The following is a 12738-nucleotide window of genomic DNA, read 5'->3' as shown; positions in this document are numbered from 1 at the left end:
TCACTGCGTAAGCGCTTCACCATGGGCGCGTGTTCCCACTATTCCTGTTGAGGCATTCAGCGGCGCTCTGCTAGAATGAATACTATGAAAATCGTGGTCCTCTCCGATACCCACGGCAATCAGCGCCTGGCACTGAGTATCCTCGACCTGCACGAAGATGCCGGCCACGTCGTTCATCTGGGCGACGAACTTCAGGATGCCGACTTCCTTGAGGATGCCACGGGAAAAACCATCATCAAAGTCCAAGGCAACTGCGACTGCTCCCCCGCCCACCCCCGCGAGGTGTCGCTGGAACTGGCCGGCCGGCGCTTTCTTCTGACCCATGGAGACATCTACCACGTCAAGTCGGGCCTTGAACGGCTCCGGGAACGGGCCGCCGCCGTTGACGCGGCAGTGGTCCTCTTCGGACATACCCACGTTGCCTGCATCGAAACAACCGACGGCATCCTCTACGTCAATCCGGGCTGCCTGAAGCGGGGAGCCGGCAACCTTACCTATGCCGTTGTAACCCTTACCGACGGCTCCATCACGGCGGAAATCCTCCCTGCCGTGCTTCCCTGAAAGGGCTGAATCAGCAGCCGCAGCCGCAGTTGTGGCAGACCTTGCGGTTATGGTCCTCGGGAGGGACGGTTTCCGGGGCAAAAGCTATGCGCGTCACGGCGCGCCTGATATCGTCCAGCAGGTCGAGATTCGGGCTCTGACCGATGACGTGGCCAATACACACGTTGGCGAAACCGTCGGTCGGCGACGAAATCCGGATCGAGTTGAGCAGGTCGCCGTAACTGTTGATGTCGATGGTGAAACCGTCGTTGACTGCCTGCTTGAGGATAACCCCGCTGCGGGAGAGATCGTCGGCCAGCGTGCCGAAAAAACGTTGCGACTCGGCCCCCTGCAAATCGACCTTCCAGTTGTCCCGCACGTGGTTCTGCCGATAGAAAGTAACCGTTATCTCCTTGCCAGCCATCCCATGGCCTCCTTCGTTACCCGCATACCGCTTCCGACGTCTTGCGCTGCAGTGACCCCAATACCATGTCGAGCACTGCTTTCTGGCCGGCCTCATACTTGTTCATGACCGCCAGGCAGGTTCCCAGGGGAAAGTGCTGGTGCAGATAGTCCACATCACGACTCGACAGGACGATGATCCTGTTACGGTCCATGCCCACCTGGCAGGCATAGCGAACCACCTTTTCCCCATCCATGACAGGCATCTCGTAATCCACGAGGAGGAGATCCACATCTCCCTTCCTGATGAGTCCGAGGGCCCGGACGGGGTCCGAGCAGGTATGCACGCGCAGCGCGGGAAAGCACTGACGAATGTACTTTTTCAGAAACTGCGAAAACGATCTGTCATCATCAACGATCAGGATATTTCCCATCAACTACCTCAAAGGGAGTGCCGCGGCCGCTCCCTACTTGATCACTCGTGTGGCGGCGCTCAATGCTTTGAATGGTACATGGAGATCCAGCGTTCTGGCAACTCCCATGTTGAGCACCAGGTCAACCTTACGTGGTGTGTAGACGGGTAACTCTCCCGGTTTTCGGCCGGAAAGGATCTTGGATGCGTAATCCGCCGCCAGTTGCCCCTGCTCGGTCGGGCTGATCTCGAGGGAAACCAGCGCCCCCCGCTCGGAAGAGCCGGGCGTAAGTGAGATGACCGCCACACGTGCGTCGGTAGCCTTCCTGACGATGCGGTCGAAACCTCTGCCGATCACCGAACTCTCGGAGACGAAGAGGCAGTCAGCGCGGCCGAGCAGATAGGTAAGCGCCGTATCGAGCCCCGCAGCGGACGATACATTCGCCTCGACAACCGCGAACCCCTGCTGGGCCGCCACGCGCTTGACCTCCTTGAGCTGAAGGATTGAGCCGGCTTCCCGGGTATTGTAGAGGACGCCCAGAGTCCTGATGGGCCGGATATCGCCCATGGCCTTGATGAGCGTTGCTACGGGGACCTTGGAGCTGACTCCGCAGAGGCTTCCCCCCGCCTGGGACATGCTGCGCGAGATGCCGGTTTCGACCGGCCCGTAGACGTCCACGAACACAACGGGAATACCGCTGGTTTCCTGCTTTGCGGCAAGGGTGACGGGAGCACCGAACGTCACGAGCAGGTCGGGCTTGATGGCATCGAATTTCCGCACACTGTTCGCCCAGGAGATGGGGTCAGGGTTGGGCGTCTGCGTCACCACCTCCACGGCCCCCTCCTCATACCCTTTCGCCGCCAGAGCCTTGAGGAACGAACGGTACGCATCACGGTAACGCTCCATATCGCTGGTGAGCACGGCAGCCACCAGCTTGCCCGCCGCAGACGCCGACGACGCGCCGCAGCAGAGGCAGAGCATGCACGTGAGTGCTATGAAGAGTTTTTTGAGCGCCATTACTCGGTTCCGGTCATCCCGCTACCACTTCGCCCTCACAAGGGCGGTTACCTGATGCACGTTCCCTTCGTACAGGGAAGACAGCTTATTGTCGTAATCCCGATAGGAATAATCGAGGCCGCAGGAAACCAGTCGCGAGAGATGGTAGTTGACCCGCGCGGAGAGCGAGTTCTCGATGGTCTTCGCTTGCGACACGTCCCTGATCAGAAAGGTTGATATCCCGTCGGCCGTGGTATCTTCGGGTTTGAAATCGGAAAGCGAACGCACCTGCTGGAGTGCCAGTGAAAGATCGACCAACTCCGTGAACCGATAGGATGCGTTCAACGATATAATCTGCGCCTCGGATGTGTACTTGGTCCCTGCGTAGCCTCCGAGGAGAAAGCGGGACAGGAGGATTGCCTGATCGGAGTGGTCCCGGAGATATCCGGCACTGACGCTCACCATGAGGGCCTCAAGGGGAGCGAACCAGACACTCGCCGCGCCGTGAACCGAACGGCGGTCGCGAGGCAGTGTCAAGGTTCCATGCAACGGCGGATCGTCGAAGGTGGTGACGTCCTGCGTGATGTGGTCATTGTTTTCACGGACGATCTTGTAGCTGGCGGTGACTCCCCACCGCCCGGCCATGGTATAGGAGGCCAGGATGTTCCCCTCATGGCGGTTTTCAGCCTCGGTGCCGTACGACGGACTGTCGGTGGCCGTGTAGGCGTACAGCGCCCGCAGGCGCATCCCCTTGAACGGGCGATACAGCAGGGTCATTGTGCCGCGGTTTGAGGATGTGGTATCGGGCAGACGCCAGCGGTCAACGTCCGTGCCGGTGTTCGAGCGTTGCTGGAAGTCACCCCGATACTCGCCATTGAAGGTCAGGATGGTGTTCGGACGGAGGGAAAAGTTGACCGAGATCACATCGCGCCGCGTATCCATGCCCGAGCGAACACTCACAACCGGGTTCGACAGCGAGGGCACCTGGACGACGGACGGCGCATCCCGGTCGATCTCCTGGTGCCGGTACTTAGTCGAAAACGAAAACCACTGGCAAGGGGTATAGACGAAATCTCCGGCCACATTCTGCAGTGTATTGGAGGTCTGGTCGGCTCCGGCCACGGTCGTGAGCGACGACTGGTTATCCCTTTTCCCGTATGAATAGGAGGCGGATCCGATGATCCCCCCCGTAAGCGATGTATAGAGCTTGGCGGTATGGGAGTAGTAACGGCTCTCCGGTGTCGTGTTGTGTTGGAGAAGCCCGGCGCTGCGGAGCAGGTCGCCGTTTTCGTCATAGCGGGGCGCAAACTGGAAGCCGGGCGGCGCGATGCCGTCGTCCAGCTGCCTGATCAGGAAGGTGTAGAGGATATTGACCGGTCCCAGATGGGCGTCAAAGCCGATGGTTCCCTCCTGGGTGTGGTTCTTGACGGGACGGCTCTGAAACAGGAGCCTGTTGCGCCGGTCCTGGTTGTTCGCGTCCAGGTCGGCCGGGTTGGGCGACTCGTCGAAGCCGTAATCGGAAAAGCGAAGCTGAGAGTAGCCGTCGCGTACCAGCATCCAGTGGCCGATATTGAGGTGAATGGGGTAGTCGTGGAACTTATAGCGGAAATTGATGCTGTCCTGCCGCACGTACATGCCGTACTCGTCAGTCGGGTTCAGGTCGGCCGCAATGGGAACGTGTGGCGCTTCGTGGTCAAGGTTGTGATAGAGCGCCTCAGTTCGGAGATTCAGCCGATAATACCCCTTGTAGTCAAACAGCAGTGACGCGTTGTAGTCCTTGGTATTGAGGTATTCGCCCTCAACAACCAGCTTGAGATCCCTGCCCACGGAACCGACGGTGAACCGCCCCGCCCCGCTCGACCGGAGACGATCGTATTCAGCGGCCCGGCTCCCATCACGGCTGACATCGACAAACCGGTAGCCGGCGGAAAGATCGACAATTTGCCGCGTGCGGACGTTAACCTCCTCAAGGGGTACTTCGACGTACTCACCTTCTTCCGTGACACTCTCCTGCGGAACAACGGACACATAGGAGAGATCCTCCGGCTCTGCCGCCGCAACAAGCTCCTCGCATCCGGCACCGGCCGGAATTGCCGCCGCAAGCAACACAAATGCCAGCGCCAGCTTTGCTCTTAGCCTCATGAGTTCCTTCACGGGTCGACTCCTTGGCACAGTTGTCGGCAACTCACTGCAGGAACCAGGCACGCCCTTCGGCGGAAGGCATATCGGTTCCGTGAATCTGTGAATGGCAGTCGGTACAGCGGTTGGCGAAAAGCCGCCTGTTCTGGGACGCAGTCGCCGGGTCCGCGTCGAGGGTGTAGAAATGGCCCGAATGGCACTGGAGGCACAGGAACGGCATCGCCGCGTTCAGGAGGTGGTTGCTGACCGAGCCGTGGGGAGTGTGGCAGGTGGAGCAGTTCTCGGTCACGTCGCCATGCTCGAAGGCAAAGGGGCCCTGTTTGTCCATGTGGCAGCGGGTACACATCTCCTTGACCGTGTTGCCCCGCAGAAGGTGCTCCTGGGTGGAACCATGGGGCTCATGACAGTCGGTGCACGCCATTTTCCTCTCCCGGAGCGGATGGTGTGAAAAGAGCTGGGCTTCGGCCTTCACCTGGGGATGGCAGCTGTAGCACATCTCCGCCATCTCCTCCCGGCTCACCTTCTGCTGGGAGCCCTGGTGAAGCTTGTGGCAGTCGAAGCAGCCGACGTCGTTCAAGGCATGAACACCGGTGTTCCAGTGGGCAAGACTCGGCGTTGATGCGGCGGTATGACATTTGAGGCAGATGAGCGATTGAGCGGGGGTATGCAGATTTTTGATGTCGAGGAGCTTGCCGGTGTCGCACTTGACTTTGTGTTCGTCGTTGTACGCCACATCTTCCCCGACCTTCTCGATGGCCAGGCTTCCCGGCCCGTGGCATGATTCGCAGTTAACCAGGGGGAGGCCTGTTTCGGGGCGGATCTGCTCGCCGTGGACGCTATGGCGGAAATCGTCGGTTATCTTTTCATGCTTGTGGCAACGGGCCACACAGTTGTCGGTCCCCACGTACTCCGCATCGAGACGCCCAACGATCATCCGTTCATACTCCCTGACCGGCAGGAGCGGACGGTCCTGCTTGAGCGCCGCGCAGCCCGCGAGAAGCGAGACGCCGACGACCAGTGAGACACTCAGTGCAACAAACGCTTTTCCGTATCCTCTCATGGATCTTCCCCTGTGGGCAGAACACCTGACGCGGTCACGCGGTCATTCGCCCTTGATCCCCTTGGTGGTCGTGTAGATGAACCCCCTCACAATCGGGTTTTGACTTGCCTTGATCTCCGTTGGGGTGCCGACATCGACGATCCGCCCGTCGTGCATCATGGCGATGCGGTCCGAGACATAGAGGGCGAAGTTCAGGTCGTGAGTCACGATTATGGTGGTGTTCTTCGTCGTCTCCTTGAGCTTCAGGATGGTATTCGCCAGTTCGTCGGTGGTCACGGGATCCAACTCCGCCGTCGGTTCGTCATACAGTATGAGATCGGGGTTCATGGCCAGGGACCGGGCAATGGCAACCCGCTTCTTCATGCCCCCCGACAGTTCCGACGTCTTGAGCTGCTCGGTATTCTCCAAGCCCACCATGGCCAGCTTCTCGCGGATGATCTCCCGGATGCGATGTTCCTTGCAGATCCGCTTCTCGCGCAGCCAGAGCCCCACGTTCTCGCCCACGGTCAGGGAGTTGAACAAAGCCGACGACTGGAACACCATGCTGTAGCGGTAGTCGCTCGGCGTATCCTTCCCCGCGTTGACGAAGACCGGATGGCCGTCGATGAAGATCTCTCCGCTGTCGGGACGATCCAGCTTGACGATATGACGCAGGAGAACGCTCTTGCCGGTTCCCGACGGTCCGATGATGCAGAAGGTCTCGCCCGCATTGATGGCCAGATTGACATCCTTCAGGACATGCTTTTCGCCGAAATACTTGTTGAGATTCTCGATCCTGATGGAAACCCCGCGGGTATCGGTCAGGTCAACCCGACAGTCGCACCCCTCCTTGTGGAAAAAGGAAGGGGCAAGACCGTGCATCAGTTTATGAAAGAGCCCTTCGCCATCGTGTGCCGAATCCATCTGGGAAACAAAAACCACGGTACTATTCCTCGCGCGATAGTGGCCGCCAATGATACCAGAGGCGCGGTCACGCCTCAACAGTGGTGTTCAGGGCCGCTTCGCGCTCACATTAAAAAAGATAGTGGCGCCGGTTGGTGAAAAACGCGCGGTGCCGGTAGATATACTGCGTCAACAGCAGGATGGCCAACGCGCTGGCGATGTTGTTGACCACCAGGGCTTCCTTGTCGATCGGCTCTCCAATGATCCGTTCCAGTTCGGCGGTGGTAATCATGTTCAGGTTGATGATGGTGTTCACCACCTCGAAGAGGTTGTAGCCGATCAGGCAATACCAAGTCAGCAGCTGTCTCTTGTAGATACCCAGAAAAAGATAGAGACAGATGAGGCTGTCGACGAACACGATTGCCTTGGCCGCCGTTCCCACATATATCCGCCCCAGAAAGGGGAAGGGATTACCGTAACTGGTGGCCGTAACGATAAAGAAAAAGAGATAGAGCCCGGTCAGCAACACGAGGCCGAGGGGGCGCGAGTCCATTTCCAGTTCCTGATCTTCGGTCATTTGGCGGCCTTTCCGAGGTGATCCGACTGAATCGCTTCAGCGCTTCGGGCGGCGCATGTCGCTAATGGCGACACAGGCGAAAATCGTGGCCATGACCAGCGCAATGAAGATCCAGTCTGCAATACTGAAGCCAAACATATCCTACTCCTCCCCTGTGACCTTCCTGAGGCAGGCAAGCGACTCCTCGTGGGCCGGATCCAGCTGAAGCGCGGCGCGGAACGACTCTTCGGCATAACGCGGCATGTCCAGCTGCACGAAGCTCTTGCCGATGACGCAATGGATGTCGGCAATGGGAAACTCGGCGCAGAAAATCCCGTCCATGAGCACGTCCTGGAGAATGGCAACGGCTTCCTCGTAGTCGCCGGTGTGAAAACAGGTAAATGCTGCTCCGATGGCTTCCAGGTAATCCACCGGGGCAATAAGGGGGAGCCGTCCCTCGCTGATCCGGGCAAGACGTACCCTGAAACGCTCCGCTTCATCGGCATCGGCCAGATCAAGGGTATCGAGCCAGCAGGAGGCCGCCTCTTCGTATTTCCCCAGCAGGTAGCAGACCTCCCCCAGCAGGCGGAGCGCTCTGCCGTCTTCCGGCGTCAGTTCCAGGGCGCGCCGCAGGAAGTGCTCGGCCCGATAGATGCTGACCGTGGACATGTGGAGCGCCGAAAGCCGCAGCCCCCGGTCGAGATAGGCACGGCCGATCTCCAGAGGGAGTCCCGCGTTGTCCGGTTCGAGAAGGGAGAGGACCTTGAGGCTGACGATCTTCCGGTCGATGTAAGGAACCTCCACATCCTTGCTGTCGAGCATGATAGCGTGGCTGGCCAGCTCCGCCAGGTAGTGAGGGTAGGCGTCCCGCAGCAGCGTCGCATAGGCCGCACAGTGGATGCAGTCCGGGTTGGTCCGCAGGGTTTGGTAGACTCCCCTTCCGACCGCATCATAGGAAGGCTCTCCGTCGAGGGAGGCGTAATCCTCCTCCAGAAGGGGGACCGGCAGCCCGCCGTAGGGAATCTCGGCCGCGCCGTCCTTGAAGACGAGCACCGCGTCGTGGGGTGGGTAATAGTAGGTGACTCCCTTGATGGGGGTCAGGTCCTGCACCTGCGCACTCATATTCGTACTCCTCCTCGTGTTTCGCCAACAAGGTCGCTCTCGCGGTCAGGAAAGGTATCGACTCCCGCATGGATACCGACCATTTTGTAGATGCGCACGTCGTCCCACTGCTCGTCCATGATGCCGTCGTGGATGGCCCAGCTGCGCCCCCGCACCGTCCGTTCGGCACCGGGCAGCCGGAATGGCGTCGAGCCGTCGAGCCGTTGGTGGAGAATCCCGCCAGGCCTGAATTCCCGATCGATCTCCACCATGAGCCGTTTCCCCGTGACATAGTCAAAACCGTACTTTTCGTAGCGGATGGCGTTATCGTAGGTCAGGGGCTCCGCCGCAATCATCTCCATACCGAGGGCGTCCACAAAGCGCTCAAATCGCGGAAAGAACTCGCCGAACAGGTTGAGGCCGCGGCGCGTCTGATTCGGGAACAGCCCCGCCGCCATGGCGCGGATCTCTTCGGGGACGTTCCGCCCCTGAGAGGCGAAGTAATTGGACCGCCCTTCGGCATCCCTGTCCACATCGAAACGCGGGGCACATGGGTCGGCGATGATGCAAAAGGCCAGCTCAATCTGACGGTAGGGGGTATCGGCCAACTCCAGAAAGAAGACCGTGTCCCGGTCGTCTGGCCGGGCCCTCACCTCGATCCGCACCAGGCCGATTCCCTCCGGCGCGATAATCCGTACCCTGCCGAGCCCGTCGGCTCCACGCAGGGTTTCGTGCGATATTCCAAGCAGTTCAAACAGCCGGGGTGGAATCAGTCCGGCGTAAACCCGGTCGCGCTCCGCCGGGGCGAGACCATTGACCTCGCGCAGGGTATGGAGTTCGCGGCCCGAGGCCGACACCAGCGGCTCATTCCCCGGAAGTCTCGCCATAGGAACCGATGATCACCGGAAAAATCGTCTTCCGGATGACAGCTATGCTTCGCTCCACCGCGTCCAGTGCCTGGTTGCGGTCGTCCTCCTGGGCCCAGTGCATGGCATCGAGGAGCATCCTGTTGGGATAGCCGAGCCGGCCGATGATCGACACAAACGAATCCGGCAGTCGGGGCGGCAGTTCGACCCCGTTCATCACCCCCCAGGCAAGGGTCCAGGCCCTGGCCACATTGACCAGGTTGTATCCGCCCCCTCCCACGGCAACCCAGGGGATGCCGAGCGCCTTGAGCTTGCGCAGGATATAGGTGTAGCTATGAGTCGTCACCTCAAGCCGCGTGAGAGGATCGGTACGGAAGGTGTCGGCGCCCAGTTGAGTCACGAGGACGTCGGGATTATAGGCGGCGAGAAGCGGAAACGCCACTTCGTCGAAGGCCTTCATGAAAAGCGCATCGTCGGCGTGGGCCACCAGCGGGATATTGACCGAATACCCCGTGCCCGCGCCGGTGCCGGTTTCCCCCTCGAAACCGGTGCCGGGAAAGAAGTACATGCCGCTCTCGTGAATCGAAATGGTCAGGACCCGGTCCGTATCGTAAAACGCTTCCTGCACTCCGTCGCCGTGGTGGGCATCGATATCGAGGTACGCCACCCGCAGGCCCTTTTCCAGGAGCAGGTTGATGGCCACGACCGCGTCGTTCAGATAGGAGAATCCCGATGCCTTGGCCCGATGGGCGTGATGCCACCCCCCCGCAAGATTGAAGGCGATGTCATAGCCCTCCTCGGCAACCAGCCGGGCCGCCTCGATGGTCCCTCCGGCACCCAGCCGTGCCCAGTCGTAGAGCCCCCGGAAAACCGGGTTGTCCAGATCGCCGAGACCGTACCGGAAATCGGCGCGGGCATCGTCCGACTCGCTGAATTCCCTGAGACGATCGAGATAGTCGGGCGCGTGAAAGGTAAGCAGTGCCTCTTCCGCAGCTCGGGGGCAGTCGAGGATTTTGACGTTCGGAAGCTCCATGAGGCCATAGGCGCGCATGAGCTCAAAGGCGAGAATGAAACGCTGGATCTTGAACGGGTGATCGTCGCCGTAGCTGAACCGGGCGAAATCGTTCGAGTATATGAGGGCTGTTCTGGCTGGCAATAGAATTCCCGTAACAGAAAGACGCAAATAGCCTCAATTTCTTTTAACCACGCGAATTTACAATGTAGACATCCCCCCGTCAACCCCTATTTTCCCCGGCGGTCGATGCGGATGACGGAACAGGCGCCTCTTTTTAAGGCAGCCCTGCCGAAGGTTTGGTCAGAGCGAACATCCCGCAGGGCGCCGGGATACCACCTTTTACTGAAATTTCACAGCATTATCGATTTGGCAGAGAGGTTGCTATCGAGGGCAAAGACCCAACGAAGGGCATGACCACATACCAATGGAGGTAATCAATGGACTCTCTGTCAATGGTGACAGGTCTCAGGAACAGTGCCGACGTGCTGTTTCTCATGCTGGGTGCGGTCATGGTCTTTGCCATGCACGCAGGCTTCGCATTCCTGGAAGTGGGCACCGTCCGCAAGAAAAACCAGGTCAATGCCTTTGTAAAGATCCTCACCGACTGGTCCGTTTCAACCGTGGCCTATTTTCTGGTGGGATTCCCCATTTCCTACGGAATATCCTTTCTCGTACCTGCCGGCGACCTTCTTGGCACCACCCAGGGATACGACCTAGTCCGCTACTTTTTCCTGCTCTGTTTCGCAGCATGCATCCCGGCGATCATCTCGGGCGGAATCGCGGAGCGGGCCAAGTTCTGGCCCCAGGTTTTGGCGGGTGCCATCTTTGCCGGCGTCTCCTACCCCCTGTTCGAATCCCTGATCTGGGGCCAGAACGCCTCGCTGCTCCAAGGCTTTTTCAAAAGCGTGGGCGGAGCTGAATTCCACGACTTCGCCGGTTCGGTTGTCGTCCACTCCGTCGGAGGCTGGCTGGCTCTGCCGGCCGTGCTGGTACTGGGTCCCCGCATGGGGCGCTACGTGCGCGGCAAGTCGCATCCCATCCCCATCAGCAACATACCGTTCCTGGCGCTCGGCTCCTGGATTCTCGCCGTGGGGTGGTTCGGCTTCAATGTCATGAGCGCGGGGCATGTGGAAAAAATCTCGGGGCTGGTGGCGGTCAACTCGCTCCTGGCAATGGTCGGCGGCGTACTCGCAGCCATTGTTGCCGGGCGGAATGACCCCGGCTTCGTTCACAACGGCGCCTTGGCCGGCCTCATCGCCATCTGTGCTGGCAGCGACATCATGCACCCCCTTGCAGCCTTCGCCACCGGTGCCGTTGCCTCCGTCATCTTCGTCTACGGCTTCCAGTACGAGCAGGAACGGCTCAAGATCGACGACGTACTTGGTGTCTGGCCCCTCCACGGTGTCATCGGCACCTGGGGCGGCATTGCTGCGGGGATATTCGGTCAGCCGCTGTTCGGAGGCATGGGTGGCGTCTCCTTCGTTTCCCAATTCCTGGGAAGCCTCGCGGCCGTGGTCTTCGCACTTGTTAACGGTTTCCTGGTCTATGGCATTCTCTCCCGCACCGTGGGCATCCGGCTAACCGATGAACAGGAGTTTGCCGGCGCCGACCTTTCGATCCACCAGATTGGCGCCTATCCCGAAGACCATGTGCGCTAACCTCACCTGACATACCGAACAAAAGGCCCTACCGGGGCCTTTTGTTTTACAGCCATCACCCCCCGAATTTTTGACAACATTTCTAAAGTATTCTCTTTACAGACCGATATAGTAACTATGTGATACAGTCGCTACAGAGCGAATGCACGTGCCCGACCGAGAAGCCAAACAGCAATTAGTGTGATATCAAGCGGTTGGTATACGGTACAAAGTGTGTCATAGTAGTGATCGGACCGCTTGATCACTATCAGGGAAGCAACGGAGAGCATACATGTCGGACAAGAAGCAGTTGGGCGATCTTCTCGTGGAGGCTGGGATCATCACGATGAAGACCCTTGAGCGGGCCCTCGAACGCCAGAAGGGGAGCGGCAAACGCCTCGGCCAGGTTCTGGAAGAGATGGGGGTCATTAACGGCGACGAATTGATCGATGCTCTTTCAAAACAGTTTGCCTTCAAGACGGTGAGAGGATTCGCGGACTATGCGTTCCCCCCCGAGCTGCTCGCTCTTGTGCCCCAGGACATCGCGGTGCAGAAGCAGGTGTTTCCCATCAAGCAGAAGGACAACATGCTGGCGCTCGCCGTCAATGACCCCTTCGACGTAGAAACAATCGATTTTTTGGCCAAAAAGAACGGGGTACAGATCATCCCGGTCCTGGCCACCCGCCAGGACCTGCTGGCTGCGATCGAAAAGCACTACCTGCACGGTAAAGCCAAGGATTCCCAGCGTCAGAAGATCCTGGTGGTTGAGGATACGCCACCGGTGGCCACGATCATCCAGGTGGCCCTGCACAAGGAAGGATTCGATGTCCTGTTGGCCGGCGACGGCGTGGAAGGGCTCAAAACCGCCGTGGTGGAAAAGCCCGACCTGATCATCTGCGACTCGGTCATGCCCCGCATGGATGGATTCAGCCTCATGCGGGCGGTACGGTCAAACCCCACGATCGCAGACACCCCCATGATCCTCCTGACCTCCAAGGCCACCGGCGAGGACGAGCAGCGGGCTCTGGAGGCCGGCTTCATTGATTTCATCGCCAAGCCGGTTCAGCCCATCCGGATCGTAACACGCGTGCGGCGGGCCTTCGACCTCCTGAAACGGTTCAAATAACACCA

Annotated in this window: 13 protein-coding genes; 3 read left to right on the top strand and 10 right to left on the bottom strand. The window is 59.5% G+C overall.

What is annotated here, in order from left to right:
* The first annotated feature begins 75 nt into the window (after window positions 1-75).
* Window positions 76-561: a metallophosphoesterase family protein gene (locus GS_RS06140; protein ID WP_235044987.1), complete on the top strand. Its 486-nt coding sequence runs from the start codon at window positions 76-78 to the stop codon at window positions 559-561.
* A 10-nt stretch (window positions 562-571) separates the two neighbouring features.
* On the opposite strand, the gene GS_RS06135 is transcribed toward GS_RS06140, so the two are convergent.
* The 10 genes from GS_RS06135 to GS_RS06090 form a co-directional block, all read right to left on the bottom strand.
* Window positions 572-964 (bottom strand): hypothetical protein, encoded by a 393-nt coding sequence (locus GS_RS06135; RefSeq protein ID WP_010941888.1) that lies wholly within the window; start codon window positions 962-964, stop codon window positions 572-574.
* Window positions 965-980: 16 nt separating this feature from the next.
* Window positions 981-1376: a response regulator gene (locus tag GS_RS06130; RefSeq protein WP_010941887.1), complete on the bottom strand. Its 396-nt coding sequence runs from the start codon at window positions 1374-1376 to the stop codon at window positions 981-983.
* Window positions 1377-1409: 33 nt separating this feature from the next.
* Entirely contained in the window at window positions 1410-2372 is a 963-nt protein-coding gene (locus GS_RS06125; RefSeq protein ID WP_010941886.1) for an ABC transporter substrate-binding protein, read from the bottom strand.
* A gap of 21 nt (window positions 2373-2393) precedes the next feature.
* Window positions 2394-4505, bottom strand: a complete 2112-nt coding sequence (locus tag GS_RS06120; protein WP_010941885.1) for an outer membrane channel lipoprotein — start codon at window positions 4503-4505, stop codon at window positions 2394-2396.
* A gap of 31 nt (window positions 4506-4536) precedes the next feature.
* Window positions 4537-5550, bottom strand: coding sequence for a DmsE family decaheme c-type cytochrome (locus tag GS_RS06115; RefSeq protein WP_010941884.1), 1014 nt, complete (start codon window positions 5548-5550; stop codon window positions 4537-4539).
* Between the two features lie 42 nt (window positions 5551-5592).
* Window positions 5593-6453 carry an ABC transporter ATP-binding protein gene (locus GS_RS06110; protein ID WP_041914047.1) on the bottom strand — a complete coding sequence of 287 codons (861 nt, stop codon included), beginning with the start codon at window positions 6451-6453 and terminating at the stop codon, window positions 5593-5595.
* Window positions 6454-6562: 109 nt separating this feature from the next.
* Window positions 6563-7009, bottom strand: coding sequence for a hypothetical protein (locus GS_RS06105; RefSeq protein WP_010941882.1), 447 nt, complete (start codon window positions 7007-7009; stop codon window positions 6563-6565).
* Window positions 7010-7150: 141 nt separating this feature from the next.
* Window positions 7151-8110: a hypothetical protein gene (locus GS_RS06100; RefSeq protein ID WP_010941881.1), complete on the bottom strand. Its 960-nt coding sequence runs from the start codon at window positions 8108-8110 to the stop codon at window positions 7151-7153.
* Entirely contained in the window at window positions 8107-8976 is an 870-nt protein-coding gene (locus GS_RS06095) for a hypothetical protein (RefSeq protein ID WP_010941880.1), read from the bottom strand. Before GS_RS06095 ends, GS_RS06100 begins: the two co-directional genes overlap by 4 nt.
* On the bottom strand, window positions 8954-10111 hold the full coding sequence (locus GS_RS06090; RefSeq protein ID WP_010941879.1) for an acetoin utilization protein AcuC: 1158 nt from the start codon (window positions 10109-10111) through the stop codon (window positions 8954-8956). The genes GS_RS06095 and GS_RS06090 overlap by 23 nt, the downstream gene beginning before the upstream one ends.
* A gap of 296 nt (window positions 10112-10407) precedes the next feature.
* Here GS_RS06090 and GS_RS06085 point away from each other — a divergent pair, with 296 nt between their 5' ends.
* Together GS_RS06085 and GS_RS06080 are read left to right on the top strand one after the other, a co-directional pair.
* On the top strand, window positions 10408-11628 hold the full coding sequence (locus GS_RS06085) for an ammonium transporter (RefSeq protein ID WP_010941878.1): 1221 nt from the start codon (window positions 10408-10410) through the stop codon (window positions 11626-11628).
* A 271-nt stretch (window positions 11629-11899) separates the two neighbouring features.
* Window positions 11900-12733 (top strand): response regulator, encoded by an 834-nt coding sequence (locus tag GS_RS06080; protein WP_010941877.1) that lies wholly within the window; start codon window positions 11900-11902, stop codon window positions 12731-12733.
* Window positions 12734-12738 lie beyond the last annotated feature (5 nt).

Source organism: Geobacter sulfurreducens PCA (genome assembly GCF_000007985.2).
GTDB classification, from domain to species: Bacteria; Desulfobacterota; Desulfuromonadia; order Geobacterales; family Geobacteraceae; genus Geobacter; species Geobacter sulfurreducens.
The sequence above is the reverse complement of the archived record's forward strand: the minus strand, read 5'-3'. Positions and strand labels throughout refer to the sequence as shown.

Bases quoted from the DNA above. Each gene is read 5' to 3' on its own strand.
- GS_RS06110 (WP_041914047.1), bottom strand. From the start codon at position 6,453: ATGGATTCGGCACACGATGGCGAAGGGCTCTTTCATAAACTGATGCAC.
- GS_RS06080 (WP_010941877.1), top strand. From the start codon at position 11,900: ATGTCGGACAAGAAGCAGTTGGGCGATCTTCTCGTGGAGGCTGGGATC.
- GS_RS06100 (WP_010941881.1), bottom strand. From the start codon at position 8,110: ATGAGTGCGCAGGTGCAGGACCTGACCCCCATCAAGGGAGTCACCTAC.
- GS_RS06140 (WP_235044987.1), top strand. From the start codon at position 76: ATGAATACTATGAAAATCGTGGTCCTCTCCGATACCCACGGCAATCAG.
- GS_RS06125 (WP_010941886.1), bottom strand. From the start codon at position 2,372: ATGGCGCTCAAAAAACTCTTCATAGCACTCACGTGCATGCTCTGCCTC.
- GS_RS06115 (WP_010941884.1), bottom strand. From the start codon at position 5,550: ATGAGAGGATACGGAAAAGCGTTTGTTGCACTGAGTGTCTCACTGGTC.
- GS_RS06085 (WP_010941878.1), top strand. From the start codon at position 10,408: ATGGACTCTCTGTCAATGGTGACAGGTCTCAGGAACAGTGCCGACGTG.
- GS_RS06130 (WP_010941887.1), bottom strand. From the start codon at position 1,376: ATGGGAAATATCCTGATCGTTGATGATGACAGATCGTTTTCGCAGTTT.
- GS_RS06135 (WP_010941888.1), bottom strand. From the start codon at position 964: ATGGCTGGCAAGGAGATAACGGTTACTTTCTATCGGCAGAACCACGTG.
- GS_RS06105 (WP_010941882.1), bottom strand. From the start codon at position 7,009: ATGACCGAAGATCAGGAACTGGAAATGGACTCGCGCCCCCTCGGCCTC.
- GS_RS06095 (WP_010941880.1), bottom strand. From the start codon at position 8,976: ATGGCGAGACTTCCGGGGAATGAGCCGCTGGTGTCGGCCTCGGGCCGC.